We start from the raw sequence: 26,962 nt of genomic DNA on the forward strand, positions 1-26,962 counted from the left end.
ATAATTTTTATTTTAATTTTCTGCTAACTCAAAGCCTTTTGTTAATTCTTCATCTTTAGCTTTTTTATCTTCAGCTCCATGTGTAAGTCTTTTTAATGGTTTTAATATTGCAATAATTAATAACCCGAAAACCGTACACGTGACTGCAATACCAGTAAAAACCTCAAAATCTCCAGCGTTTTGAGAAAGACCGCCAACAAAGCCAGCGACTTTATTTCCTAAACCTGTTGCTGCAAAATAAGCACCCATCATAAATGAAGCATATTTTAAAGGTGCTAATTTAGTTATAAATGATAAGGCAACTGGAGATGCACATAACTCACCAACTGTATGGAATAAGTATGCTAACACTAACCAAATCATTGCAGATTTTTCAGCAACTTTATCACCATTCATTACAACTTCAGAAGCAGCTTTACTCATAAAGAAAAAACCAAAAGCCATAATAATTATACCAACAGCCATTTTAAAAATAGAGGAAGATTCTTTTCCTTTGTTTTTCCATTTATGCCAAAAACTACCAACAGCAGTTCCTAAAACAATAATAAAAAATGCGTTAATCGATTGAAAAACAGCAGCAGGAACTTCATTACCAATTAAAGGTAAAGAAAAAGATAATATTCTATCTGTTTTTTGTTCTGTATATAAACTCATTAAACCACCTGCTTGTTCAAAAGCACCCCAAAAAACAATGATAATTAAGAAAGATAAAAACATGACTAACATTCTATCTTTTTCTACTTTAGTTAATGGTTTTTTTAGTAAATCTTTATTAGGAGAGCCTTTACTCCCTATAAAATCTCCAACTCCTTGTAAATGTTTTAAACCAAACATATAAACCACTTGTCCTAAAGCCATTCCAATACCAGCTAAACCAAAACCATAGTGCCATCCCCATTTTGCAGCAACAGCCCCTACAAGTAAAGCGCCTAAAAAAGCTCCTAAATTAATGCCTATATAAAAAACATAGAAACCTTTATCTCTTCTATCATCACCAGCTCCATATAAACCACCAACCATAGTAGAAATATTTGGTTTTAAAAACCCAACTCCAATTACAATAAAAATAAGGCCTGTGAAGAAAGCCCATTGTTGGTCTACGGCTAAAATGCTATGACCAATACAAAGCAAAATACCACCAAACATTACTGCTTTTTTCTGCCCAATAAACTTATCAGCAATCCAACCTCCAGGAATAGAAGTTAAATAAACAAACATTGTATATGTACCATAAAAAGAAAGTGTTTCTGCATTAGACCAGCCAAAACCAGATTGAGGATCTCCAAAAATCACAGGAGCTGCCATGTATAAAGTTAAAATTGCACGCATTCCATAGTAAGAAAATCGTTCCCACATTTCAACAAAAAAGAGTACATATAGTCCAACTGGGTGTCCCATTAATTCTTTTTTATGTGGAAGTTTTGCTACATTGTTCATAATTTATTATCCTTTAATTTTTGTTGTTGAATTTGATTTATTAATTAAATGCGTTTCTACAAAGTTGGTCATTTTTGTGTAGAGGTTTAAACGCGTATTTTTTCCTTTGTAAATACCATGAGTTCTGTCTGGCACAATAAACATATCAAATTGTTTGTTGTTTTCTATCAAGGCATTTATCATTCTGTAACTGTTTTGTATGTGTACATTATCATCTCCTGTACCATGTACCAATAAATAGTTTCCTTTTAATTTATCTGCATAGTTTATGGGCGAATTTTCATCATAACCTGCAGGGTTTTCTTGCGGTGTTCTTAAAAAACGTTCTGTATATACAGTGTCATAAAAACGCCAGGATGTAACTGGTGCCACTGCAATAGCAGTTGTAAAAATATCACTTCCTTTTAAAAGTGAATTTGTACTCATATGACCACCAAAACTCCAGCCCCAAATACCAATATTATTTTCGTCTATGTAAGAACGTTCTGCTAATTTTTTAGCAGCTGCAATTTGATCTTCAGTCTCGTATTTCACTAAATTTAAATAAGTAGATTTTTTAAAATCACTTCCTTTAAAACCTGTTCCACGTCCATCAACACAAGCTACAATCATTCCTTTTTGGGCTAACATATTGTGCCAATAATCGTTACTTGCATTCCATCTGTTGACAACTTGCTGAGAACCTGGTCCAGAATATTGAAACATTAAAAGCGGATATGTTTTATTTTCATCAAAATCTGCCGGTTTTATCATCCACATATTCAATTCGTTTCCGTTTATAGAAATGGTAGAAAACTCTTTTGGACTCATTTTATAGTCTGCTAAATTTTCTTTTAATTCTACATTGTCTTTAATTACTTTTAGCATTTCACCTTCTGCAGTGTGCAAAGTGTAAATTGGTGGTATTTCTGTTGATGAAAAGGTATTGATGAAGTAGTTTAAATTCGCACTAAAAGAAGCTGTATTTGTACCTGTTTTATTGCTAAGTAATTTTTTATTTTTGCCATTTAAACCAATAGAATATACACCTCTGTTAGTAGAGCCATTTTCTACAGATTGGTAATATATAGTTTTTTTCTTATCATTATAACCATAATAATTGGTCACCTCCCAGTTTCCATCGGTTATTTGGTTTATTAGTTTTCCAGAAAAATTATAGTGATAAATATGGTTGTAACCGTCTTTTTCGCTTGTCCAAATAAAACTATTATCTTCTAAAAAAGTTAAATTATCTGTAATGTCTATGTAGGCTTTGTCAGTTTCATTTAATAATAAAACACTACTACTTTTTAAAGCATTTACTTTGTGTAGTTTTAAATTATTTTGATGACGATTTAAAGTAGTTGCCACTAAAATATTGTCATCATTAGACCATTTAATTCTTGGTATGTATTCGTAATCGCTTAATGGGATTTTTCTAGTTCTTTTTGTTGAAAGTTGGTATGTGTGAAGGGTAACATCCGCATTTTTTGCTCCTGCTTTAGGATATTTAAAAACTTGTTTGTCTGGGTAATTGCCAGTCCCAACCATATCCATAGAAAAGGTAGGAACTTTAGATTCATTAAAACGTAAAAAGGCAAGGTATCTGCTTTCTTTACTCCATTCAAAAGCCTTTACAAAACCAAATTCTTCTTCGTAAACCCAATCTGTTGTACCGTTAATTATGCTGTTCTTTTTACCATCATTAGTAACCTGAGTAATTTTGTTGTTATTTGCTAAATCTAAAATATACAAATTATTGTTTTTAGCATACGCAATTTTTTTGCTGTCTGGAGAAAAAGTAGGTTGCTGTATGTTTTTACCAATTAATAAAAACTTTTTGGTATTAATGTTGTAATAGTAGAGAGTACCAGTAAAAGAGCGTCTGTAAATTTTATTAAATTCAGCGCCTAAAATAACAGAAGATTCTTCGTTGTTAAAATTATAAGAAGAAAAACTATCTAAATCCTCTAAAACTGCACTATTAACAATAGTAGCTACTTTTTTTAGTGTTTTATAACTGTATTTATCTACAGTAGTGGTTTTGGTTTCTTTGTCGTAATTCAATAAAGAATAATAATCGCCATTCATGGCATTTAAAGCATTCATTCTCTCTGGAGAGAACGTTCCATTCCAAATTTCTTCTAATGTTATTTCTTTAGTTCCAGTAGTGTAGTTCGCTGTTGTAGAAGCCTCTTTTTTGCAGCCTATTAATGATATTATTGCTAATAAAATGAGTGTTTTTTTCATTACAGAAATCGATTTAATAATAATTTGTCAAGTTTACGGAAAAATCATTAATAAAATGCCAAAAAAGGGGTTATAATTTATGTTTTTCTTTTATTTTCTTTAGAGTCTATAAAAAAATCTCGATAAAGTTAATTTATCGAGATTTCTAAAAAATATTTAATTTATGTAATTTGCTTTTTTATATTTAAAGTTTATCTTCTTCATTTACAATAAGAGGTGTTTTACCGTCTGTAATTATTGTTTTTGCATTGGTAGATTTTGATAATTCTTTAAAAGCTTCAATTGCCTTTAATCTAATAATTCCTGGAGTAAGACCTTCTGCTATAATTAGTTGAGCGTCTCTTTCTCCTTTTGCATTTATAATTTTTCTTTCAGCTTCTAATCTTTCTTGCTTTAAAACAAATTCCATCCTCATTGCATCTTGTTCTGCTTGTAATTTTCTTTCTACAGAACTTGCTAAACCTCTTGGTAATTGAATTCTCTTCATTAAAACAGCAATTAACTCAATACCTTCAGCTTGTTTCTCTAAATTTATTTTCATTTTCTCTAGAATCTGTTTTTCAATTTTTGATCTCATACCAGAATGCATGTCTTTTGCAAAAAATTGAGCACAAACATCAGAAGCTGCAGATCTAAATACGCTGGTTATTACAGATTCGTAATCTTTACCAAGGTTTTCTAAAATAGAGGTTATTTTGGTCCCATCTAATCTATGTAAGATAGAAATTTCAGAATTTACACTTAACCCTTCTTTACTCGGTAGACTTAATATTAACTTTATATTTTTTGTTTGTGTAGACTCTTTTACAACTTTACTAATTAAAGGATTGTAAACTAGTGTCCCTTGTGTTTTAACATCTCCAGAAAATTTTCCTAAAGTTTGTTTGATACCAACTTCACCTGGTCTAATAACTGCACAACTTGTAAATAAGCCCATTACTATTAATAATATTCCAAAATTTTTCATGTTTAAATATTTTAAATTTATTACTTTCAAATTTAAAAGTAATACTTTTAAATAAGCGATTAAAATGATTGATTTTATTGATAAAATTATTGTAAAAACCTATAGTTTTAAGAGTTTTAGTTAATTTTTCAAAAATATGGTATTGCTTTTTTGATTAAATTTAAATATTTCTTTTCGTAACAATTATTTAAAGAAACTAAAGAGTTTTAAAATTTAGTAAATGTTTAAAATAGATTAATTTATATTTGTTCTCGATAGTTATAAAAGAATAAATGAGCAAAAAAATATCTGGTTTTTCGAAGTTTAGTAAAGAGGAAAAATTAAATTGGTTGGCAGCAAATTATTTTCAAAATAATGTAAAAGCTGTAGAAATTATAAAACAATATTGGAATGATGATGAAAAACTACAACAGTTGCATGACGATTTTATAGAGAACACCATTTCTAACTTTTATATGCCAATGGGAGTTGCCCCAAATTTTGTAATTAACAACAAAGAATATGCAATACCTATGGTAATCGAAGAAAGTTCTGTAGTGGCAGCAGCATCTTTAGTAGCTAAATTTTGGAGCTCAAGAGGAGGCTTTAAAACCACAGTTTTAGGAACTACTAAAATTGGGCAAGTACATTTTATGTTTGCGGGTAATAAAGATGATTTAATTACTTATTTCAACAAAAATAAAACAGAATTATATACTGCAACTGCTTCCATTACTAAAAACATGGAAAAACGTGGGGGTGGTATTTTAGACATTCAATTAGTTGATAAAACCGATAAATTAGACAATTATTATCAATTGCACATCACCTTTGAAACCAAAGATTCTATGGGGGCAAATTTTATCAATTCTTGTTTAGAGGCAATAGCCAATAGCTTTAGAAATGATGAAATTGAAATTGTTATGAGTATTCTATCTAATTACGTTCCAGAATGTTTAGTTAGAGCAGAAGTAAGTTGTAAAATTGAAGATTTGGGTGGCGAAAATCCACAGAAATTTGCAGAAAAATTTTACCAAGCTGTAAAAATTGCTGCAATAGAACCTTACAGAGCTGTTACCCATAATAAAGGAATTATGAACGGAGTAGACGCTGTGGTTTTAGCAACTGGTAATGATTTTAGAGCAGTAGAAGCAGGTGTGCACGCTTATGCTTCTAGAAATGGAACTTACACAAGTTTATCTCATTGCGAAATTAAAAACGGAATGTTTAAATTTTGGATAGAAATTCCATTAGCTTTAGGGACTGTAGGTGGTTTAACAGCTTTACATCCACTAGCAAAATTGTCTTTAGAAATGTTGCAAAAACCATCTGCAAAAGATTTAATGCAAATTATGGCTGCTGCTGGTTTAGCTCAAAATTTTGCAGCTTTAAGAGCCTTAACAACAAAGGGTATTCAGCATGGGCACATGAAAATGCACTTGCAGAATATCTTAAACCAATTAGGTGCAACCGATTTAGAGAAAGAAACCATTGAAACTTTTTTTGAAGGAAAAACAGTCTCACATTCAGGAGTAGTTTCTAAGTTTGAAGAAATTAGAAAAGCAAAAACAACATGGGTGAATTTTACAGATAAAGTTGGCTTAAAAGATTTATTATCTTCTTTAAAAGCAGATGCAAAACCCGTTTTTGGAAAAATGACCGGTCAACAAATGATAGAACATTTAAGCTTTTTGATAAAAATTTCTAACGGAAAAATAAAAGCAGATTATTTTGTAGAAGATGAGAAATCTTTAAGAAGAAAAGCTTTTTTAGATACCGATAACGAATTGCAAATTGGTTTTAAAGCACCATTATTATCAGAAGAACCTTATCCTGTAAAATTTGACACGATGGAAAAATCTATAGACGATTTACTTTTACAAATAGATACTTTTCAGACTCATTTTAAAACTGCAAAAATAGAAAATCATCCGTTTTTTGGTAAGTTAGATTACGAGTATTGGAAAAAATTTCATGTAAAACATTTTACTCATCATTTTAAACAATTTAAACTAGTTTAATGAATTTTTATTCAAACGGAAAACTATTATTATCAGGAGAATACCTTGTTTTAGATGGTGCAGTTTCTTTAGCTGTACCCACAAAATTCGGACAAGATTTAGTGGTAGAAAATATTCAACAACCACAATTAATTTGGGGTAGTTTTACACATACTGGAGATTGTTGGTTTGAAGCTGTTTTTGAGTTACCTAAATTGCGTTTGGTAAGTTGTACTTTTAACTCTGATAAAGAAGGAAGTGCAGAATTTATTGCAGAAACCTTATTAGAAATTTTAAGCGAAGCAAAAAGTATGAATCCAGATTTTTTGAGTACAAAAAACGGATTTGTAGTTAAAACAAGATTAACTTTCCCTAGAAATTGGGGATTAGGAAGTTCATCAACGTTAATAAATTCTATTGCAAGTTGGGCAAAAGTAGATGCTTTTCAACTTTTATGGAACTCTTTTAAAGGTAGTGGATACGATATTGCATGTGCACAAAATAATACTCCTGTTTTTTATCAAATTTCAAGTAAAAAACCTGTTGTTAAGCAAGTGGAATTCAATCCAGCTTTTAAAGAAAATATATTTTTTGTATACTTAAATCAGAAACAAGATTCTAAAGAAGGTATTGCAAAGTTTAGAGAAAGTGAGCAAAATTTTGATAAGGAGATACAAAGAATATCAGAAATTTCTAATGAGTTTTTAAAAGCAAAATCAATTGAAAACTTTAATCAGTTACTTGTTGAGCATGAAGAAATCATTTCATCAATCATAAAATTGAAACCTATTAAAGAACAATTATTTTCAGATTATCACTTGGGTGAAATAAAAAGTTTAGGTGCTTGGGGCGGAGATTTTGTAATGGTTACAGGTAATGATCAAACCCCCAACTATTTTAAAAATAAAGGATTTAATACAGTTTTAAGATATCAACAAATAATTCTATAAAAACATTCAGGTTTCTACTGCGCAATACCTGAACATAAGTTATTAAATGTCTCCTCGTGCGCAGTCGAGAATTTTTTATAAAAATAATGAACAAAATAATCATAATTGGCGGAGGAGCAGCAGGATATTTTACAGCGATAAATGCCAAAGAAAATAACCCAGATTTAGATATAACCATTCTAGAAAAAGGGAAAGCTGTTTTGCAGAAAGTGAAAATTTCTGGAGGTGGAAGATGCAATGTTACTCATGCTTGTTTTGAACCTAGAGAACTGGTAAAATTCTACCCAAGAGGAGCAAAAGAATTGCTGGGGCCTTTTCATACTTTTATGACAGGAGATACTTTTGAATGGTTTGATGATAGAGGAGTTCCTTTAAAAATAGAAGAAGATAATCGTGTTTTTCCAGAGGCAAATACAAGTCAGGCAATTATAGATTGTTTTCAAAAAGCTGTTGATAATTTAGGGATTAAAGTGTTGATAAACTGTGGCGTAAATTCCGTTTATCAACAAGAAAATGAATGGATTGTAAACACAAAAGAACAAACTTTTAAAGCAGATAAAGTGGTAATTGCAGCAGGAAGTTCTAAAAAAGTTTGGCAACTTTGTAAAACCTTATCTCATCATATTATAGAACCTGTTCCATCTTTATTCACCTTTAACATCAACGATAAAAGAATTGTAGATTTATTAGGAATTTCTCTACCCAATGCAACTGTAAATATTGTGGGTACAAAATTAGAAGCTTCTGGGCCTTTATTAATAACACATTGGGGTTTAAGTGGCCCCGCAGTTTTAAAATTATCTGCTTTTGGAGCAAGAATTTTAGCTGATAAAAATTACCAATATAATGTGGAGGTTAATTGGTTGTCTAGACCCACAGAAAAAGTGCTAAATATATTACTGAATTTAAAGAAGAAGGAGCCTAGAAAAACGGTGATTTTAAAATCGCCATTTGCAGAAATATCTAAACGTTTGTGGGAACGTTTTGTAGTATTTTCTAACATTTCTAAAACCCAGAATTGGGCAGATTTAAGTAATTTACAATTAGAAAATTTAGCCAATCAATTAACCAAAGGAATTTACAATGCAAATGGTAGAACTACTTTTAAAGACGAATTTGTAACAGCTGGTGGTGTAGATTTAAAAGAAATTAATTTCAAAAAATTTGAAAGCAAAAAACATAAAAACCTCTTTTTTGTAGGTGAAGTTTTAAATATTGATGCTGTAACTGGCGGATTTAATTTTCAGAATGCATGGACAGGTGGTTACATTTGTGCAAAAGCTTTGGCAGAAACTAAGAACTAAAAACCATAAACTAACAACAAAACTATGGCAAGAACAGAATCTAACGAATTTAAAATAGGCACAAAAGCCCCAGATTTTACTTTAATAAATACTGTAACCAATCAAAATGTGTCTTTACAGCAAGCAAAAGGGAAAAACGGAACTGTAATTATGTTTATTTGTAATCACTGTCCGTTTGTAATTCACGTAAATGATGCGTTGGTAAAATTAGCAAATGATTATCAAGAAAAAGGAATCAATTGCATAGCTATTAGTGCGAATGATGTAGAAAATTATCCGCAAGATGCACCTGAGTTGATGAAAGAATTGGCAGAAAAGCTACATTATCCTTTTCCTTATTTATATGATGAAACTCAAAAAGTAGCCAAGGCTTATGACGCTGCTTGTACCCCAGATTTTTATGTATTTGATGCAGATTTACAATCGGTTTATCATGGACAATTAGACGATGCTAGGCCAGGAAATGAAAAACCAGTAACAGGAAAAGATATAAGACAAGCATTAGACAACTTATTGGCCAACAAAAGCCCCTTAGAAAACCAAAAACCAAGTGTGGGTTGTGGTATTAAATGGAAGTAATTTTTGGAGTTTCGCTAACTTAAGACGAATATGACGTCGTTTTAATGACTTATATTCGGCGTTAGCGAAGTTACAAGAAAATAAATTTAGAGACAAACTAAATTATTCTAACCAAACTCTCTTTTATACTTTGTAACTTTGTGTTCTTGAAAACTTACAAACATGAACATAGAAAACGCACAAAAACAAGTAGACGATTGGATTAAAAATCATGGAGTTCGTTACTTTAACGAACTTACAAACATGGCGCAATTAACAGAAGAAGTTGGCGAAGTGGCAAGAATTATTGCAAGACGTTATGGAGAACAAAGCGAAAAAGAATCTGATAAAAAAAAAGACTTAGGAGAAGAATTGGCAGATGTTGTTTTTGTAGTATTGTGTTTGGCAAATCAAACAGGAATAAACTTACAAGATGCATTTGAGAAAAAATTAGATGTTAAAACAAAAAGAGATCACAATCGTCATCAAAACAACCAAAAATTAAAATAAAATGACTTTTTTACAAAAAATAAAACAACCCTCATTTTGGCAAAACTTTGCAAAAGTTGCCATTCCTTTTTTTATACTAGTAACCTTAATTTCTTTATTTATGAATAGTTGGCGCGATATTTTTGCTGGCGATTTTGCAAAAGTAAATACCACCAATTTTGCCAACGGAAAATGGAAAAGTTTTTGGGGTTTAAAGGTAGTAATTAGTACTTTTTATGGTATTTGGGTTACCAATAAAAAAATGAAGTAACTTGTCTATTAGCGCGCAATAGAAAAAGTGGTAAATTTTTAGACTATACTTTAACAGGTATTATAATTGTTAATCTAGCTGAATCAAACCAATACAGCTCTCTTTTATTTGTTGGTTTAGTATTTTTACACTATTTACAAATAGTGCATTTAATGTTACCAATTCAGCATTTATTTCTTTGGTACTTTCATATCATTTTCTGTGGCTTCAAAAGTTGAGTTTCTCAAAATATTAAAATTATTAGTCATTTTGTTTTCATTCACAGCCAATTTAACTTTGTAATTACCTGATAAAGTTATTGAGCCACTTAAAGATGCCCACCAAAAAATCCGTCAGAAATAATCTGCCAAGTGTTCCCTGCATCTGTGGTTTTCCAAACACCACCACCAGTAGAATACATATAAAAAAGATTGGCTTTACCAGAAGCCCCAGTAACAGCAGCACTTCTACCACCTCTAAAGGGTTCAATATTTCGCTATTTTACCTCGCTAAAATATTCGTTAGAAACTTTGGTAGATTTTTTTTGTGCATTAACTTTGGCGTTTGCAGAAATTAGCAAACAAAATGCCATAAAAAGTAGTTTTTCATCATGGTAAGTTGTTGTATTAAAATTTAAAATAAGAATTAAAATCAGTTTTTAGGATGGACATATTGTTAAATGTTTTAAAGGATAAAAAAATAAAGGAAGAAATAATTATTTCTGGTTCTAAAAGTGAATCGAATAGATTACTGATTTTACAAAACTTATTTCCAGAAATTTCAATTAAAAATTTATCAGATTCAGACGATTCTGTACACATGCAACATGCACTTTCTACAAATAAAGAAATAGTAGATATTGGTCATGCAGGTACAGCAATGCGTTTTTTAACTTCATATTTTGCTGTAAAAGAAGGTAGAGAAGTGGTTTTAACGGGTTCTGAAAGAATGCAAAACAGACCTATAGAAATTTTAGTAAATGCTTTAAAAGATTTGGGTGTAGAAATTTCTTACGAAGCCAAAATTGGCTATCCACCTATTAGAGTTAAAGGAACAAAAATTACTAAAAATAAGGTTCAGATTAACGGAAATGTAAGTAGCCAATATATTTCATCTTTACTATTAATTGCTTCAAAATTAGAAAATGGTTTAACAATAGAGTTGTTGGGTGATATTACTTCTATACCATACATAAACATGACCATAAGTTTGTTACATCAACTAAATATTGATGCTACTTTTAGTGGAAATGTTATTAAAGTATCACCAAAAACATCCATAAAAAAACAAACCGTAGTTGTAGAGTCAGATTGGTCTTCTGCAAGTTATTTTTATTCGATTATTGCTTCTGCAGAACTCGGTTCTTCCATTCAACTATCAGCTTATAAACAACAAAGCTTACAAGGCGATTCTTGTTTGGTAGAAATTTACCAACATTTTGGTGTAACAACTTCTTTTGGTGATAATTTTATTATCCTAAAAAAAGAAAAAGAAACCCTAAAAGACACCCTAGAAATCGATTTAAAAAATGCACCAGACATTGCTCAAACCATTGCAGTAACCTGTTTTTCTGAGGGCATTTCTTGTAGTTTAACAGGCTTACATACCTTAAAAATTAAAGAAACAGATAGGTTAGAGGCTTTAAAAGCAGAATTAACAAAATTAGGCGCTCGTATTTCTGTAACAGATAAGAGTTTATATTTAGAAAAATCATCAGAAATTATTACAAATATTGGTGTAAAAACGTATAATGATCATAGAATGGCTATGGCTTTTGCACCTTTGGCTTTAAAAGTTCCTATCAAAATTTTAAATGCAGAAGTGGTTACAAAATCGTTTCAAAATTTTTGGGAAAATATGCAACAAATTGGTATTAAAATAGATAAACTGTAAATTAAACAGGCAAACACTTGACAACGCCTATTTCGATATCGTATCTTTGCAGCTTTTATAATAAAATATATTTATGAAATTATCAAACTTCGAATTCGAGTTACCACAAGAATTATTAGCAAAATACCCTGCAGAACATAGAGATGAATCTCGTTTAATGGTGTTAAACAAAAAAGAGGGTACTATAGAGCACAAATTGTTTAAAGAGGTTATTAATTACTTTGATGAAGGTGATGTAATGATGTTAAACAATACCAAAGTTTTTCCTGCTAGAATGTTTGGAAACAAAGAAAAAACAGGTGCAAGAATAGAAGTTTTCTTATTAAGAGAATTAAATGCAGAAAACAGGTTGTGGGATGTTTTAGTAGATCCGGCAAGAAAAATTAGAATTGGTAACAAGTTGTTTTTTGGAGAAGATGATAGTTTAGTTGCAGAAGTTATAGATAATACAACCTCTAGAGGACGAACTTTACGTTTCTTATTCGATGGTTCTTACGAAGAATTTAGAGCAAAATTATTAGAATTAGGCGAAACACCTTTACCAAAAGAAATAGACAGAGATGTAGAACCTTCTGATGCAGAACGTTATCAAACAATTTTTGCAAAACACCAAGGCGCAGTTGCTGCACCAACAGCAGGTTTACACTTTTCTAAACACTTATTAAAGCGCTTAGAAATTAAAGGCGTAGATTTTGCAGAAATGACTTTACACGTTGGTTTAGGTACTTTTAGTCCTGTAGAAGTAGAAGATTTGTCTAAACACAAAATGGATTCTGAACAAATTATCATTCCAGAAATTGCTGCAAAAAGAATTAACGAAGCAAAAGCAGAAAAAAGAAGAATTTGCGCTGTAGGTACTACTGTGATGAGAACTGTAGAGTCTTCGGTGTCGTCTAATCAGCAATTAAATGCTTTTGAAGGCTGGACCAATAAATTTATTTTTCCTCCTTACGATTTTAGTATTGCTAATAGTATGATTACCAATTTTCATGCACCAAAGTCTACCTTAATGATGCAAGCCGCAGCATTTGCTGGTTACGACTTTTTAATGGAAGCTTACAAAGTAGCTGTAAAAGAAGGCTATAGGTTTTCTACCTATGGAGATGCAATGTTAATTATTTAATCAGCAAGATTTAGAAATATTTAAAAAACTGACAATTGAAAAATTGTCAGTTTTTTTATGGATTTTCATGAATCATTTTAGTTTTAAAATGAAAAATTTTGAGATAATGTTAATGTTTACACACTTATGCTGTATCTCTAAAAACATCAAAAATATATATGTATTTTTGCAAACGTAATTTTATTAGAACCAAATAATACAACTTGACGAATAAGAGAGACATAAGGGCACTTACAAAAGAACAGCTAAGAACTTTTTTTGTAGAAAATGGAGACAAAGCTTTTCGTGGAAACCAAGTTTATGAATGGCTTTGGAGTAAATCTTTGCACACTTTTAAAGACATGACCAACATTTCTAAAGAAACCAGAGAAATGTTAGAAGCTAATTTTGTAATCAACCATATTAAGGTAGATTCTATGCAAAAAAGTAAAGATGGGACTATCAAAAATGGTATAAAATTACACGATGGTTTGGTTGTGGAGTCTGTGCTAATTCCTACAGAAAAAAGAACTACTGCTTGTGTTTCTAGTCAAGTAGGGTGCAGTTTAGATTGTAAGTTTTGTGCAACAGCACGTTTAAAAAGAATGCGTAATTTAAATCCAGATGAAATTTACGATCAAGTTGTAGTTATAGACAAACAAAGCAGGTTGTATCATAACCATAAACTTACTAATATTGTTTTTATGGGAATGGGAGAGCCCTTAATGAACTATAAAAATGTCTTAAAATCTATAGAAATGATAACTTCTCCTGAAGGTTTAGGAATGTCATCAAAAAGAATAACAGTATCTACTTCTGGTGTGCCAAAAATGATAAAAAAAATGGCCGATGAAGAAGTGAAATTTAATTTAGCTGTTTCCTTACACTCTGCAATTGATGAAGTTAGAACATCTATAATGCCATTTAATACTAATTTTCCTTTACAAGATTTACGCGAATCTTTAGAATATTGGTATGAAAAAACCAAAAGAGCCATTACTTACGAATATGTTGTTTGGCAAGATATTAATGATGGAAAAGAAGATATTAAAGCTTTAGTAGATTTTTGTAAATATGTACCCTGTAAAGTAAATTTAATAGAGTACAACCCAATAGATGATGGGCAATTTCAACAAGCAAGTAATGCAGCGTTAAATAATTACATTTCTAATTTAGAAATGCATGATATTACCGTAAATGTAAGACGCTCTAGAGGTAAAGATATAGATGCAGCATGTGGACAATTGGCAAATAAAAGCTAAACTTTTATATTTTTGAAGGAAAAATAAAATTATGAAAAGATTAATTATTACCACTATTTTACTTTTTATTACTTTAAGTGTAAAATCTCAAGAAGAAAAAAAATCTTTTTGGCAACTATTAAAAGGTAAAGAGTTAGAGACTTCAATAAAATTTCTTCCAATTGGTGTTCATACAAAAGATGGAAGCATTGTTGATACCTACTATGTTGGTTATAATTATAAAAGTTTTGAAATCGCTGCTTTTAAAAACTCTTACGAAGATTTAACAATTTTAGCCTTGTATAAAAGAGAAATACCATTGTTTAAAAAATTATCTTTTATATATGGTTTAGGACTTATGTATGGTTACGATGGAAAACTGCAAAATGTAAGTGGTATTCCTTTTAGAAATACATTTTTATATTCTGGTCCTATAAATTTATCTGGAGGTTTTATACTAGATTATAAGACTTCTAAAAGATTTAGTTTGCAGATAAATATTTCTCCAGTTGTTTTAGTTTTTGGTGTTAGATATATACTTTAGAATATTTTAAAAATTAACTAGATTTAGAATAAATGAAACCCATAGAATTCATAAAACTTCCCATTAAAAACGAAATGGAACTCTTTGAGAAAAAGTTCAAAGATTCTATGCTTTCTAAAGTACCGCTTTTAAATAGGATTACCTATTATATTGTTCGTAGAAAAGGAAAACAAATGCGGCCGATGTTTGTTTTTTTAGTGGCAAAAATGGTTTCTAATGGTGGTTTTGATGAACGTACTTATAGAGGCGCTTCTGTTGTAGAATTAATACATACAGCCACTTTAGTGCACGATGATGTTGTTGATGATAGTAATAGAAGAAGAGATTTTTTCTCTATAAATGCACTTTGGAAAAACAAAATTGCAGTTTTAGTAGGAGATTTTATGCTTTCAAAAGGATTATTGTTGTCTATAGATAATGAAGATTTTGACCTTTTAAAACTAATTTCTATCGCTGTTAGAGAAATGAGTGAAGGGGAATTGCTTCAAATTGAAAAAGCTAGAAAATTAGACATCACAGAAGCTATTTATTTTGATATTATTAGAAAAAAAACAGCTACTTTAATTGCAGCTTGTTGTGGTATTGGTGCCGCATCTGTAGGTGCAAATCAAGATACCATTCAGCAAATGAGAAAGTTTGGCGAATATATTGGGATTGCTTTTCAAATAAAAGACGATTTGTTTGACTACTCTGATGCCAAAATAGGAAAACCAACAGGGATAGATATTAAAGAGCAAAAAATGACCTTGCCACTGATACACTCGTTAAATACCTGTTCTAAAAAGGAAAAAGCTTGGTTAATCAATTCTATAAAAAAGCACAACAAAAACAAAGAAAGGGTTAAAGAAGTAATTGCTTTTGTAAAAGAAAATGGAGGTATAGAATACACAGTTGCGCAAATGTATGATTATAGAAAAAAAGCATTGGCAATTTTAAATGACTTTCCAGAAACCGACTACAAAAAATCTTTAGTTACTATGATAGATTATGTTGTAGAGAGAAAAATATAAAGTTTACAACTCTAAAAGTTCTTCTAAAAAATCTCTGGTATTAGATAAACGAGGTACTTTGTGTTGGCCACCTAATTTGTTCTTTTTCTTTAACCAACTGTAAAATAAACCCTGTTTTGCTTGGTGTACTTTTGGTGGCATTAAAGTTATATTTAAATAACGTTTTGCTTCATAATCAGAATTTATAGATTTTAAGGCATTGTCTAGAACTTCTGTAAAATAGCCCATAGAATCTGGTTTATTGTTAAATTCTATAATCCATTCATGGCTACCTTTTTCTTTGCCACTCATAAAAATAGGTCCCACTGTATAATCAGAAATCGTTGCAGATGTTTTTTCGCAAGCCATTTTTAAGGCATCTTCTACATTTTCTATGTTTAATTCTTCACCAAAAACATTAATATAATGTTTGGTACGTCCTGTAATTTTTATTCGATAAGGATCTAAAGAAGTAAAACGAATGGTATCACCAATTAAATAACGCCACAAACCACCATTTGTAGTAATTATCAAAGCATAATCGATGTCTTTTTTTACCTCAGAAAGAGGAATGGTTTTAGAGTTTTCTCCATTATAATCGCTCATAGGAATAAATTCATAAAAAATACCATAATCTAACATTAATAGTAATTCTTTAGAATGGTTTCTATCTTGAATTGCAAAAAAACCTTCAGAGGCATTGTAAATTTCGTAATACTTAAACTCCTTTTTAGGAATCATTTTTTTGTATTGTTCTCTGTAAGGGTTAAAGTTAACCCCACCATGAAAATAGACCTCTAAATTAGGCCAAACCTCTAAAATATTATCTTTTCCAGTTCTTTCTAAAACTCTATTTAACAAAACCAACATCCAACTTGGTACACCTGCTAAACTGGTAATATTTTCGTTGATGGTTTCATCAATAATGGCATCCATTTTGGTTTCCCAATTGCTCATTAAAGCAACTTCTTGACTTGGGGCAGAGCTAAAATCTGCCCAAAAAGGCATGTTTTCTATAATAATGGCAGATAAATCTCCAAAGTAAGAACCATTGTCTTGATATACTTCTGAGCTTCCACCTAAACGCAAACCTTTACCTGTAAATAGTTGCGTTTTCGGATTGTTGTTAATGTACCAACACAACATATCTTTACCAGCTTTCATGTGGCAATACTCAAGTGCATCATCAGAAACAGGTATAAATTTACTTTTTGCGTTGGTAGTGCCACTAGATTTTGCAAACCATTTAATGTCTGATGGCCAAAAAATATTTTGTTCTCCTTTTCTGCAACGTTCTATCAACGGTTCAAACGTTTCATATTTTTGTATCGGTACTTTTGCAGTAAAATCTTTATAATTTTTTATTGATGCAAATTCCTTTTCCTTACCAAGTTTTGTGTTTTTAGCTTTGTTTAATAATTTTAAAAGCAATTCATTTTGTACTTCTTCAGGATATTTTAAAAACAATTCAATTTGATGTTTTCGTTTCTTTAAAAACCAAGAAATTATAGAATTGATAATCTGAAAAGCCATAGAAATTCGTAAGTTTGTTTAGTTTCGATTTAGAGCTATACAACATTTAAAACTGAAACTTAAAAATACTAAAATTTGTGAGATGATTTACCAAGGAGTTTTAAAAAAAATGATGACTGAAAATGCGGCTGAAATTCAGTACTATTTAGACATGAAAACTGATTTTTTAAATATGAATCAGTTAATAGATAAAAATATTACCCTAAAATTTGTGGGGTATGAGTGTTTAAACTGTCATTTAGAAAAAAAAATCTACAGACAAGGTTTTTGTAAGTCTTGTTTTTTTGATATTCCTTCTGCTGGAGATTGGATTATGAGACCCGAATTAAGTACAGCTCATTTAGACCAAGAAGATAGAGATTTGGCATATGAAAAATCAGTGCAATTACAACCACATATTGTGTATTTAGCTAATTCTAGTAATGTAAAAGTAGGGGTAACAAGAAAAACACAAGTACCTACAAGGTGGATAGATCAAGGTGCACACGAAGCCATCGAAATTGTAGAAGTGCCCAATAGATATTTAGCAGGAATTACAGAAGTTGCTCTAAAAGAATATGTAGCAGATAAAACCAACTGGCGCAAAATGTTAAAAAATGATATTGAAGACGAAAATTTGGTAGAATGGCGTAATAAGTTAGCCCAATATATACCAGAAGAAGCTAAAGAATATTATATAAATAACAATTCTGAAACGAACTTAAATTTTCCTGTAAAAAAATATCCACTAAAACCTAAAAGTTTAAATTTAGAAAAAACACCTTCTTATAAGGGTACATTAATGGGTATAAAAGGTCAGTATTTAATTTTTGAAGATGAAACTGTTTTTAATGTGAGGAGTAATGAAGGGTTGGTGGTTGCAATAGAGGTGTAACTTTTTTATTTGATAATAAGAATAGAAAAAAAAACAGTAATTAACGGCTACATTCAATTAACTTTTCTAAAATTTTTTCTACACCCAAATCGTTATTACTAGCTGTGCTATAATTTGCAATTTTTGTAATGTCTTTATGCGCATTTTTCATGGCAAAAGAAAAATTGGCTTCTTGTAACATTTCTATATCATTATGATAATCTCCAAAAACAAGGGTTTGCTCTTTGGTAACATTTAATATTTTCTGAACCTCTCTTAAAGCATTTCCTTTGTTGGCTTTATCATCAGAAATATCTAACCAATTTTGCCCAGAAACTTTTATTAAGTATTCGTTTTTTAAATGTTTAATTTTAGGATAAATGTATTCTTCTGAAGATGAAAAATGGTACATAGCAATTTTTAAAATAGCTGTATTTTTTGCTACTTCCATCAAATCATCTACAATTGTATAGCTATGATAATACTCTTGAAAAAGAGTGATAAACTTGGTGTCTTTACTTTCTATAAAAGCTTTTTTTTCTGAACAAAGCACAATGTTTGTGTCTTTAATATTTCTTAAAATAGGAATAATATTTACTATTTTATCCTTATTTAAAAAGTTAGAAAGTAATGTTTGGGTTCCTTTCTTGGCAATACCACCATTTTCTGCAATCACATAAATATCATCTTTTATAGAGGCTAATTTATCTACAATACTATTGTATTGTCTACCGCTAGCTGCACAAAAATGTATATTTTGTTGTTGTAATTTTTTAAAAAGATTAAAAAACTGATTGCTAACTTCACCTTTAGAATTTAGTAGTGTTCCATCCATATCAGAAACTACCAATTGTACGTTTTTTAGGTTCATTAATTAAGACTTTTTCGTAGAGTTACGTTCTACCAAATCTGTTTTAATAATTATAGTTTTGTGTTCTGGTTCTTCTTCGGATTTGTCTTCTAATCTATTTATTAATAGTTCTGCAGCAGTTTCGCCCATTTGCTCTCCATGCTGGCTTACTGTTGTTAATTTAGGACTAGAATGTCTTGCTAAAATACCATTTGAAAAGGAAACTACAGCAAAGTTTTCTGGTACTTTATGACCTTTTTTCTGTGCTACCTTCATAGCTGCAATTGCAGAAGATTCGTCTGTAGTTATTACAGCATCTATTTCATTATCATTAAAAATAGGTGTTAAAATACTTTCGTATTTTTTGTAATCTTCTTCTAATATGTTAATTATTAAGTTATTATTTATTGGTAAGCCTGCTTTTTCTAAACCTTTTAAATAGCCTTGGTGTCTTTTTTTACCCACTTTTAAATTACTAATGGTAGATATAAAAGCAATATTTTTACTGCCAGATTTTGCTAAATATTTTACGGTTTTAGAAGCGCCTTTAAAATCATCTGTAATTACTTTATCGCAATTTATAGATTCTGCTACTCTATCAAACATTACTATAGGTGTACCGTTTTGTAATATTTCATCAAAATGTTTAAAGTTGTTATTTAAAACGGTTTCTTCTGCCATAGAAAGTATAAAGCCATCTATACTTCCGTTAGAAAGCATCTCCATAGTTTCTACTTCTTTGGTATGAGATTCGTTAGAAATACAAGAAATTATTTTATAACCTTTTTCGTTGGCAACTTTTTCTATCCCATTAAAAACTTGCGCAAAAAAGTAATTTAACATGTTTGGTATGATAATACCAATGGTTTTTGTTTGCCTGTTTTTTAAGCTAAGTGCATTAAAATTTGGCTTGTAATTGTTCTCTTTTGCAAATTTCTGTATTTTTTCTTTGGTACTTACACTTATCTCATAACTATCATTTAGCGCTTTAGATACTGTAGAAATAGAAACATTAAATTCTTTAGCTATGTCTTTTATAGTAAGTCTTTTCATAAAATATTAAAAATAAGTACTAAAATACAAAAAAGTGCTTAAAAAAGGGAGTTAAGTAAATTTATTTACAATTTCTTTAAATTGTAAGATTGATAAATTTCGAAACATAAAAAAGAAAACAGGAGTAAATATTCTGCAAATACAAACCATAAATTTTCTTGCCAAGGCTCATTTGCATAGGCTTGATAGCTTAAAAAGATAACTAATGTCCAAACAACTGGAAATTTATATTTAGTAAAAACAGACAAAATTAAAGGTGTTGCCAAGTACCAAGGATGTAAGGTTGTAGCTGTAAAATAATAAAAACACAACCCGAATAATAAAGTTGTAATGAGTTGTTTAAAGGAATTGTTTTTTCTAAAGAATGTTAAAATAATTAAAAACAAAATATTTAATATAGGCGTTATTTTTCCAATAATGGCAATTTCATTATATCCTCTAAAGAGGTAACCAATTTCTCTAAATAAATAGTAAAAACTAGCATTAAACTCAAAGCTTCTAAACCACAAACCTACAGAGTTTGTATAGTTTCTAAATAATTCTATAGAATAAAAAGGTAAAAATAAAATGATGGTTGTACTTATAATAATAATATAAAACCCCGCTATTTTTAAAACGCCTTTAAAATTAATAAGCTGTTTTTTAGTTCTCGATTGCGCTCGAACAGACAGAGTACTATGATCTCCATAGGCGGGAAAATATTTTGTAAACCACTTAAAAAATAAAGGTAAAAATAATAAGGGAATTAACTTTACAGAAATAGAGCAGGCCAACAATAAGGCTGCAAAAATCCATTTTCTTTGATACAATTTATACAATGCAAAAACTAAGAAAAACAGCATTACAGATTCAAAGTGCAAATTACCTGTCATTTCTAAAATAACAAAAGGATTTAAAATATACCAAAAGATGTTTTTAACAGGCAATTTTAAATTTTCTAATAATTTTTTTCCAAAATATAAAATACCAATATCTGCTAAAATAATAAAGATTCTTAAAATAATTACAAAACCAAAAATATTTTTACTAGCAAAAAGTGCAGCAATAAAAAAACACAGCTGGTTTAAAGGCGGGTAATTGGTATAATGACTTCCATTTAACTCCCCCATTCCTGCATACAATTCATTAGTATCTGCAATAGGTGTTAAGCTTTGTTGTATAAATGTTTCTGGTAAAGATAAATAAGGATTGAAACCTTCTAAAATCATGCGACCATCCCAAATAAAACGATAAAAATCTTGTGATAAACGGGGTATTGCAAATAAAAATATCAATCGAAATAAAATGCTAATTCCCACTAAATTCTTAAAAGAAATGTGCTTGTTTTTTATGATTGCATAAAAACATCCAAATAAAAAAAGCCAAAGAAAAGAAAAGGTGTAAAACTGAGTTCTTTCTAAGAAATAGGCGAAAAAAAAATAGGTAATAATACTGAAAAAAATGGCTAAATATTGGCTATTTTGTTTTAGAATAGTCATTATGCTTTAGAAAAAATCGATTTTAAAAAAACATAACCAAAGCCAATAAATAACATAAAATGGAAAGGGAATAAACCAAAATCTCCACCTTGTGTGCCCACTATAAAAGCGCTATACATACCAAATACAAAATACAATGCTAAAATACCTTCTAAAATCACATGTACAGAGGGTTTCTTTTTAATGTATTTGTTGTTTTTCCAGCCGTCTTTTACGGTTTTAATATTAAATTTTGGTGTTCTAACAAACTCACTTTTTTTACCAAAATGCCCTTCTAAAACGGCAATACTATTGTGTAAAGAAAAGCCCATTGCAATTGAAAAAAAGGTAAAAAATGCACCAATATATTTAAAGAAGTTTTTAATACCACCACCATAAATGCTTTTGTACATAACCCAATAGCAAATAAAAAATATTAAAGAGCTAATGACAAAAAAGCTCATAACATAAAAATACATTTTTAAGTGCGCATATTCATTTTTAATATATAACATAGGGATGCTTAGTACTGCTACTAAAAAAATAAAAGTAAACATAGAACTATTTAGCAAGTGTAATAAACTATGTATTTTAGTTTTAACTGAAACATTTTTGCTTTTGACAACACGTTTCATCATTTTTTGAAAATTTTCTGCACCACCTTTGTTCCACCTAAATTGTTGTGATCTTGCTGCGCTTATTATTACAGGCAATTCTGCAGGAGTTTCTACATTTTCTAAATACTTAAATTTCCATTTTTTTAATTGGGCTCTATAACTTAAATCAAGGTCTTCTGTTAATGTATCTCCTTCCCAATTACCGGCATCGTAAATACATTTTTTACGCCAAACACCAGCAGTTCCATTAAAATTTATAAAATGGCCTTGGCTATTTCTTCCAACTTGCTCTAATGTAAAATGAGCGTCTAAAGCAAAAGCTTGAATTTTTGTTAAGGTAGAATAATTTCTGTTGATATGTCCCCAGCGTGTTTGAACCACACCAATTTTATCGTCTTTAAAGTAAGGAATGGTTTGTAGCAACCAATCTTTTTTTGGAAGAAAATCGGCGTCAAAAATGGCTATAAATTCTCCTTTTGCAGTTTTTAAACCTTCTTTTAAAGCGCCTGCTTTAAAACCTTTTCTATTGGTTCTTCTAATATGTTGTATATCAATGCCTTTTTCTTGTATCTTTTTAATGTGTTTTGCTGTGGTTTCTATAGATTCGTCTGTAGAATCGTCTAAAACTTGTATTTCTAATTTACCCTTAGGATATTCTAATTTTGCAATATTTTTTAACAAACGTTTCATTACATACAACTCGTTATAAACAGGTAGCTGTATGGTTACAAAAGGAATTTCTTTTGGATTGGATAAATCAAATTTTACAGAAGTATCTACTTTTTTTCTTGCTTTTAAGTAGTTAATAAGCAAGTTTAATTGTGCTAATGCATACATAAAAATTAGCAGTAAAGAGAGAGAATAAATGATGATGATAATGTACTCTAGAACCATTATTTGAAACTGTATTTAAAAATCCAACTTAAAATTTTAATTCCTGCAAATATAGAACCTTTTACAGTTCCTGAAACTTTAGAAACTCCAATTCTATTTCTGTATTTCATTGGTATTTCTGTATAGGTCAATTTTTGTTTTAAGGCTTTTAATTGCATTTCTACTGTCCAACCATATGTTTTATCTTGCATATTTAGATCTAATAATCTTTGATATTTAATAGCTCTAAAAGGACCTAAATCTGTAAATTTTGCATTAAAAAATAATTTCATTAAAAAAGTAGCTAACCAATTACCAAAAATTTGTTGTGGTGTCATAGAACCATTTTCACGTAATTTTTTAATGCGTGCACCAATTACAAAATCTGTATTGTTTTCTACAATGGGCTGTATTAAAGTTGTCAATTGTTCTGGATAATCAGAGTAATCTCCATCTAAAAAAACAACAATCGTAGGTTTAACCTCTTTTTTTGCGATGTAATCCATCCCTTTTAAACAGGCGTAACCATAGCCTTTTCTCTCTTCTGTTAAAACTGTTGCTCCGGCTTTTGTTGCGTTTTCTTTGGTTTTATCTGTAGATTTGTTATTTACAACTATAATTTCATCCACAAATTTTGGAAGATCTGCAATTACGTTCCCTATAGAGTCTTGCTCGTTAAAAGCAGGTATTATTACATTAACAATTGGTTTCATTGTCTTAAAACATTATTTTTTATTCACAAAATTCATTAAATCTACATCATTACCTAACAAAATTTCTGTTGGGTTTATTCTTCCTTCTTCGGGACCATTTTCTAATTTTAAAACACCTCTCGGGCAAACTGCAGAACAAATACCACAACCCACACAACTAGAACGCACAATATTTTCACCCTTTTGTGCATAGGCTCTAACATCAATTCCTTGCTCGCAATACGTAGAACAATTTCCGCAAGAAATACATTGGCCACCATTGGTGGTAATTCTAAAGCGAGATTTAAAGCGTTGTACCAATCCTAAATAAGCAGCTAACGGACAACCAAATCTACACCAAACTCTGTTTCCAAAAATGGGATAAAACCCTGTGCCAATTACACCTGCAAACCAGGCTCCAATTAAAAAGCTATAGGTATCTTTAATCCATTGAGAATTGATTCCGATAAAAGAGGTTGTTCCAGAAAAATAACAATACAATGTTACTACAGTCATTACTAAAGAAAACACCAAAACAGAATGTATTAGCCAGCGCTCTAATTTCCATGCATTTACGCTTTTGTTTGAATGATGCCTGTAAGGGTCTCCCAAAGTTTCTGCTAAACCACCACAACCACAAACCCAAGAACAGTACCATCTTTTTCCGAAAAAATAGACCATAACTGGTACAATAATTAAGGTTAAAACAATACCCCAAATCAATATAAAAAGTCCAATTTTTCCACTAGAGGTTAAGGTGTCTAAATTCCATTCAAAAAAGAAATCGTAATCTAAAGGAAATGCATTTTTAAAATCGTAACCAGGCATGTTTAAACTGGTCATAATTTCTGGAATTAAAAAAGCAAATACAATTTGAAAAAAAAGTACAGAGGTAGTTCTAATAATTTGATATTTATTATGGCGATATTTAATGTACATTCTAACTCCCATGGTTACCATTATTGTACAGTACAAAAATCCATAGACAAACCATTGAGAGGCATCACCACCATTTAAAAAATTACTAATTGGGTCTAAAATGTACGTCCAGTTTACTACATAATCTGGTTTAAAATAAAGTAGTAAGTAAAAAGCCACCAAATAAATAAGCACTAACCACGCCACAAAACCTCTGTTGGTTGCAGAATTATGATAAATATGATTGTTTTTAATGCCAGGTTTTCCTAATAAGATTAAGTTTGGTAACATAAATAACAAAGCACCAATCATACCCAAGCCAAAAGTTAAAAACCATATTAAACTAGCGTTTTCTTTTACAAAACCCCTACCGGCCTTTTTGGCTAAAGTATAACTGAGTGTGTGTGGTTTTCCGTATATTTTATATTGATATTGTTCTCCTTTTTTGTCCCAATTTTTTGCCGCATTATATTTAGTAATTAAAGCGTCATAATAGCTGTTTGATTTTTCAAACGCTTTTCTAACTCTAGCAGAAAATTGAAAAATAGTAAGTTTTTTATCTGTTATTAAAGCATCTTCTAAAGCCTTTCTAATAACTGTGTTTTTGTAATTTTTTTCCTTTAAAAAAGCATCTAATTCAGATTTAGATAACTGAAAAGATCCTGTAAACAATGATCCTGTAAAAATGGTTAAGGCTACTAAAAAAAGAACAAAACCAGTATGTTTAATTGCTTTCATATTTTATGTTTTGCTAAAAATTCTTTTCCAGCTTTTCTTTTTTGGCTGTATGTTTTTGTTATTTTCTTTATTAAATTTTGCAACTATTTGAGGTTCGTACAATTTGTAAAATTCAGGGTCAAAATTAGCATCTGCTAAGTATTCTAAAACATGTTCTATAGCCCTTTTTTCGGTTAACCATTTATCAAAAATTTCGTGTCGCATTCGTATGCCAAAGGTATTTATTCCTAAAAATTGATGGGTGTCTTTATCAAAAGAAATGGTGATACATTTATATTCTTTGGGATGTTTCCATTGAAAGTACAGTTCATTTTCTTTTTTGTTTTTCTCACTAAATACCCAACCATAGGTTTGGTATTCGATATCTAAAAATTTAGCAGAATTAAACCAATGTCCAGGATTGTATGCTGTTTTGTTTCCACAAATTGTTTGTGCTAAAGTTTCGCCCATCATACGGCCTGTATACCAAACAGCCTCTATATTTCTGCGCTGTCCAATTGCTTTTTGTTGTTCTGCACAATCGCCAATGGCATAAATATCTTTTATATTGGTTTCTAAAAACCGATTTACTAAAACACCTTTTTTAGTTTCAATATCACTGTTTTTTAAAAAATCGATATTGGGTGTTACTCCTGCAGTTAATCCTACTACATCACAAAATATTTCTTCACCAGTTTCTTCAATAATAACAGATTTTACATGTCCATTTTCATCAGCTTTAATTGCTTTTAAATTGTTACTTAAACGTAAATCTATATGATGTTCTTTAATGTGTTTGTTAATCATTGCTGATTCTTGTGCAGGTAAAACCCCATTCCAAAAACTATCTTCACGCACTAAAAAAGTTACTGGTATGTTTCTACTGCGTAACATTTCTGCCAATTCAATTCCTATCAATCCACCACCTACAATTACAGCTCTTTTGCAAGTTTTATTATTTGGGGCATATTTTTCTAATTTCTCTAAATCTTGTTTATGATACATGCCCATAACACCCTCTAAATCTTGTCCAGGCCAACCAAATTTATTGGGTTTAGAACCTGTTGCAATTATTAATTTATCATAGGATACTGTTTCGCCATTGGTAAAAGCAAGTAATTTATTAGCAGTATTTACAGAGTTAATAACCCCTTTTTTTAGTGTTATATTATTTTTTTCCCAGAACCAGTTTTCATAAGGTTTTGTATGCTCAAATTTCATATGTCCCATGTAAATATACATGAGTGCTGTTCTAGAAAAAAAGTATTTTGTTTCTCCAGAAATGATAGTAATTTTCTTGTTAGAATTTTTTCTAATATGTCTAGCGGTAGTTACGCCAGAAATACCATTACCAATTATTACTATATGTTCCATCATTTTGATTGCTTGTTGCTCTTATGTAGAAACGAAAGTTAAGAACTTAAAAATGAAATCGGTTTTTTTTTAAGTTTAGAATCATTATAAATA

23 protein-coding genes and 1 pseudogene are annotated in these 26,962 nt (G+C 30.1%); 13 read left to right on the forward strand and 11 right to left on the reverse strand.

Annotated elements, in window-relative coordinates; all coding sequences use genetic code 11:
* Positions 1–12: 12 nt before the first annotated feature.
* From AC2D6T_RS02290 to AC2D6T_RS02300, 3 genes are all read right to left on the reverse strand, one after another.
* Positions 13–1,437 (reverse strand): peptide MFS transporter, encoded by a 1,425-nt coding sequence (locus AC2D6T_RS02290; RefSeq protein ID WP_484680316.1) that lies wholly within the window; start codon positions 1,435–1,437, stop codon positions 13–15.
* Between the two features lie 6 nt (positions 1,438–1,443).
* The gene (locus AC2D6T_RS02295; protein WP_484680317.1) at positions 1,444–3,666 is read right to left on the reverse strand and encodes a S9 family peptidase; all 2,223 of its coding nucleotides are present in this window, start codon (positions 3,664–3,666) and stop codon (positions 1,444–1,446) included.
* A gap of 184 nt (positions 3,667–3,850) precedes the next feature.
* Complete coding sequence (locus tag AC2D6T_RS02300; protein ID WP_484680318.1) at positions 3,851–4,633, reverse strand: prohibitin family protein; 783 nt, start codon at positions 4,631–4,633, stop codon at positions 3,851–3,853.
* A gap of 272 nt (positions 4,634–4,905) precedes the next feature.
* Between AC2D6T_RS02300 and AC2D6T_RS02305 the strand changes: the two are divergent.
* The 12 genes and pseudogenes from AC2D6T_RS02305 to AC2D6T_RS02360 all read left to right on the forward strand — a co-directional run.
* Positions 4,906–6,174, forward strand: a pseudogene (locus tag AC2D6T_RS02305) (hydroxymethylglutaryl-CoA reductase, degradative); the annotation flags it as partial.
* 288 nt (positions 6,175–6,462) lie between these two features.
* Positions 6,463–6,633 (forward strand): DUF1569 domain-containing protein, encoded by a 171-nt coding sequence (locus AC2D6T_RS02310; RefSeq protein ID WP_484680514.1) that lies wholly within the window; start codon positions 6,463–6,465, stop codon positions 6,631–6,633.
* Positions 6,633–7,562 (forward strand): GYDIA family GHMP kinase, encoded by a 930-nt coding sequence (locus AC2D6T_RS02315; RefSeq protein WP_484680319.1) that lies wholly within the window; start codon positions 6,633–6,635, stop codon positions 7,560–7,562. The genes AC2D6T_RS02310 and AC2D6T_RS02315 overlap by 1 nt, the downstream gene beginning before the upstream one ends.
* A gap of 86 nt (positions 7,563–7,648) precedes the next feature.
* Positions 7,649–8,866, forward strand: coding sequence for a BaiN/RdsA family NAD(P)/FAD-dependent oxidoreductase (locus tag AC2D6T_RS02320; protein ID WP_484680320.1), 1,218 nt, complete (start codon positions 7,649–7,651; stop codon positions 8,864–8,866).
* 24 nt (positions 8,867–8,890) lie between these two features.
* On the forward strand, positions 8,891–9,445 hold the full coding sequence (locus AC2D6T_RS02325) for a thioredoxin family protein (protein WP_484680321.1): 555 nt from the start codon (positions 8,891–8,893) through the stop codon (positions 9,443–9,445).
* A gap of 162 nt (positions 9,446–9,607) precedes the next feature.
* Positions 9,608–9,934 carry a nucleotide pyrophosphohydrolase gene (locus tag AC2D6T_RS02330; protein ID WP_484680322.1) on the forward strand — a complete coding sequence of 109 codons (327 nt, stop codon included), beginning with the start codon at positions 9,608–9,610 and terminating at the stop codon, positions 9,932–9,934.
* 1 nt (position 9,935) lies between these two features.
* The gene (locus AC2D6T_RS02335) at positions 9,936–10,184 is read left to right on the forward strand and encodes a hypothetical protein (RefSeq protein WP_298948041.1); all 249 of its coding nucleotides are present in this window, start codon (positions 9,936–9,938) and stop codon (positions 10,182–10,184) included.
* A 642-nt stretch (positions 10,185–10,826) separates the two neighbouring features.
* A complete protein-coding gene (locus AC2D6T_RS02340; protein WP_484680323.1) occupies positions 10,827–12,056 on the forward strand; it encodes a 3-phosphoshikimate 1-carboxyvinyltransferase in 1,230 nt (409 codons plus the stop codon).
* A gap of 73 nt (positions 12,057–12,129) precedes the next feature.
* Entirely contained in the window at positions 12,130–13,179 is a 1,050-nt protein-coding gene (gene queA / locus AC2D6T_RS02345) for a tRNA preQ1(34) S-adenosylmethionine ribosyltransferase-isomerase QueA (RefSeq protein WP_484680324.1), read from the forward strand.
* Between the two features lie 203 nt (positions 13,180–13,382).
* Entirely contained in the window at positions 13,383–14,420 is a 1,038-nt protein-coding gene (gene rlmN / locus AC2D6T_RS02350; protein WP_298948038.1) for a dual-specificity RNA methyltransferase RlmN, read from the forward strand.
* Between the two features lie 31 nt (positions 14,421–14,451).
* Positions 14,452–14,943, forward strand: a complete 492-nt coding sequence (locus AC2D6T_RS02355; RefSeq protein ID WP_298948037.1) for a hypothetical protein — start codon at positions 14,452–14,454, stop codon at positions 14,941–14,943.
* Positions 14,944–14,975: 32 nt separating this feature from the next.
* Positions 14,976–15,953 (forward strand): polyprenyl synthetase family protein, encoded by a 978-nt coding sequence (locus tag AC2D6T_RS02360; RefSeq protein ID WP_298948036.1) that lies wholly within the window; start codon positions 14,976–14,978, stop codon positions 15,951–15,953.
* Positions 15,954–15,956: 3 nt separating this feature from the next.
* Here AC2D6T_RS02360 and AC2D6T_RS02365 read toward each other — a convergent pair whose 3' ends face one another.
* Positions 15,957–17,465, reverse strand: coding sequence for a GH3 auxin-responsive promoter family protein (locus AC2D6T_RS02365; RefSeq protein WP_484680325.1), 1,509 nt, complete (start codon positions 17,463–17,465; stop codon positions 15,957–15,959).
* 82 nt (positions 17,466–17,547) lie between these two features.
* Between AC2D6T_RS02365 and AC2D6T_RS02370 the strand changes: the two genes are divergently transcribed.
* Complete coding sequence (locus AC2D6T_RS02370) at positions 17,548–18,339, forward strand: DUF2797 domain-containing protein (protein WP_484680326.1); 792 nt, start codon at positions 17,548–17,550, stop codon at positions 18,337–18,339.
* A 40-nt stretch (positions 18,340–18,379) separates the two neighbouring features.
* Here the strand turns inward: AC2D6T_RS02370 and AC2D6T_RS02375 are convergent, their stop codons facing one another.
* The 7 genes from AC2D6T_RS02375 to AC2D6T_RS02405 form a co-directional block, all read right to left on the reverse strand.
* Complete coding sequence (locus AC2D6T_RS02375) at positions 18,380–19,189, reverse strand: HAD family hydrolase (RefSeq protein ID WP_484680327.1); 810 nt, start codon at positions 19,187–19,189, stop codon at positions 18,380–18,382.
* A 3-nt stretch (positions 19,190–19,192) separates the two neighbouring features.
* A complete protein-coding gene (locus AC2D6T_RS02380) occupies positions 19,193–20,221 on the reverse strand; it encodes a LacI family DNA-binding transcriptional regulator (protein ID WP_484680328.1) in 1,029 nt (342 codons plus the stop codon).
* Positions 20,222–20,286: 65 nt separating this feature from the next.
* Entirely contained in the window at positions 20,287–21,699 is a 1,413-nt protein-coding gene (locus AC2D6T_RS02385; RefSeq protein ID WP_484680329.1) for an MptA/MptB family glycosyltransferase, read from the reverse strand.
* Positions 21,699–23,189, reverse strand: a complete 1,491-nt coding sequence (locus AC2D6T_RS02390) for a cellulose synthase family protein (protein WP_484680330.1) — start codon at positions 23,187–23,189, stop codon at positions 21,699–21,701. The genes AC2D6T_RS02385 and AC2D6T_RS02390 overlap by 1 nt, the downstream gene beginning before the upstream one ends.
* Positions 23,189–23,881, reverse strand: coding sequence for a glycosyltransferase family 2 protein (locus tag AC2D6T_RS02395; protein WP_347186446.1), 693 nt, complete (start codon positions 23,879–23,881; stop codon positions 23,189–23,191). The genes AC2D6T_RS02390 and AC2D6T_RS02395 overlap by 1 nt, the downstream gene beginning before the upstream one ends.
* A 12-nt stretch (positions 23,882–23,893) precedes the next feature.
* A complete protein-coding gene (locus AC2D6T_RS02400) occupies positions 23,894–25,516 on the reverse strand; it encodes a 4Fe-4S binding protein (RefSeq protein WP_484680331.1) in 1,623 nt (540 codons plus the stop codon).
* A 3-nt stretch (positions 25,517–25,519) separates the two neighbouring features.
* Entirely contained in the window at positions 25,520–26,869 is a 1,350-nt protein-coding gene (locus AC2D6T_RS02405; protein ID WP_484680515.1) for an NAD(P)/FAD-dependent oxidoreductase, read from the reverse strand.
* Positions 26,870–26,962: the final 93 nt, after the last annotated feature.

The organism is Polaribacter sp. YIW18 (assembly GCF_057219325.1).

Excerpts from the sequence above, each read along its gene's own strand:
- AC2D6T_RS02290 (WP_484680316.1), bottom strand. The coding sequence starts at position 1,437 with ATGAACAATGTAGCAAAACTTCCACATAAAAAAGAATTAATGGGACAC.
- AC2D6T_RS02295 (WP_484680317.1), bottom strand. The coding sequence starts at position 3,666 with ATGAAAAAAACACTCATTTTATTAGCAATAATATCATTAATAGGCTGC.
- AC2D6T_RS02300 (WP_484680318.1), bottom strand. The coding sequence starts at position 4,633 with ATGAAAAATTTTGGAATATTATTAATAGTAATGGGCTTATTTACAAGT.
- AC2D6T_RS02310 (WP_484680514.1), top strand. The coding sequence starts at position 6,463 with ATGGAAAAATCTATAGACGATTTACTTTTACAAATAGATACTTTTCAG.
- AC2D6T_RS02315 (WP_484680319.1), top strand. The coding sequence starts at position 6,633 with ATGAATTTTTATTCAAACGGAAAACTATTATTATCAGGAGAATACCTT.
- AC2D6T_RS02320 (WP_484680320.1), top strand. The coding sequence starts at position 7,649 with ATGAACAAAATAATCATAATTGGCGGAGGAGCAGCAGGATATTTTACA.
- AC2D6T_RS02325 (WP_484680321.1), top strand. The coding sequence starts at position 8,891 with ATGGCAAGAACAGAATCTAACGAATTTAAAATAGGCACAAAAGCCCCA.
- AC2D6T_RS02330 (WP_484680322.1), top strand. The coding sequence starts at position 9,608 with ATGAACATAGAAAACGCACAAAAACAAGTAGACGATTGGATTAAAAAT.
- AC2D6T_RS02335 (WP_298948041.1), top strand. The coding sequence starts at position 9,936 with ATGACTTTTTTACAAAAAATAAAACAACCCTCATTTTGGCAAAACTTT.
- AC2D6T_RS02340 (WP_484680323.1), top strand. The coding sequence starts at position 10,827 with ATGGACATATTGTTAAATGTTTTAAAGGATAAAAAAATAAAGGAAGAA.
- queA (WP_484680324.1), top strand. The coding sequence starts at position 12,130 with ATGAAATTATCAAACTTCGAATTCGAGTTACCACAAGAATTATTAGCA.
- AC2D6T_RS02355 (WP_298948037.1), top strand. The coding sequence starts at position 14,452 with ATGAAAAGATTAATTATTACCACTATTTTACTTTTTATTACTTTAAGT.
- AC2D6T_RS02360 (WP_298948036.1), top strand. The coding sequence starts at position 14,976 with ATGAAACCCATAGAATTCATAAAACTTCCCATTAAAAACGAAATGGAA.
- AC2D6T_RS02365 (WP_484680325.1), bottom strand. The coding sequence starts at position 17,465 with ATGGCTTTTCAGATTATCAATTCTATAATTTCTTGGTTTTTAAAGAAA.
- AC2D6T_RS02370 (WP_484680326.1), top strand. The coding sequence starts at position 17,548 with ATGATTTACCAAGGAGTTTTAAAAAAAATGATGACTGAAAATGCGGCT.
- AC2D6T_RS02375 (WP_484680327.1), bottom strand. The coding sequence starts at position 19,189 with ATGAACCTAAAAAACGTACAATTGGTAGTTTCTGATATGGATGGAACA.
- AC2D6T_RS02380 (WP_484680328.1), bottom strand. The coding sequence starts at position 20,221 with ATGAAAAGACTTACTATAAAAGACATAGCTAAAGAATTTAATGTTTCT.
- AC2D6T_RS02385 (WP_484680329.1), bottom strand. The coding sequence starts at position 21,699 with ATGACTATTCTAAAACAAAATAGCCAATATTTAGCCATTTTTTTCAGT.
- AC2D6T_RS02390 (WP_484680330.1), bottom strand. The coding sequence starts at position 23,189 with ATGGTTCTAGAGTACATTATCATCATCATTTATTCTCTCTCTTTACTG.
- AC2D6T_RS02395 (WP_347186446.1), bottom strand. The coding sequence starts at position 23,881 with ATGAAACCAATTGTTAATGTAATAATACCTGCTTTTAACGAGCAAGAC.
- AC2D6T_RS02400 (WP_484680331.1), bottom strand. The coding sequence starts at position 25,516 with ATGAAAGCAATTAAACATACTGGTTTTGTTCTTTTTTTAGTAGCCTTA.
- AC2D6T_RS02405 (WP_484680515.1), bottom strand. The coding sequence starts at position 26,869 with ATGGAACATATAGTAATAATTGGTAATGGTATTTCTGGCGTAACTACC.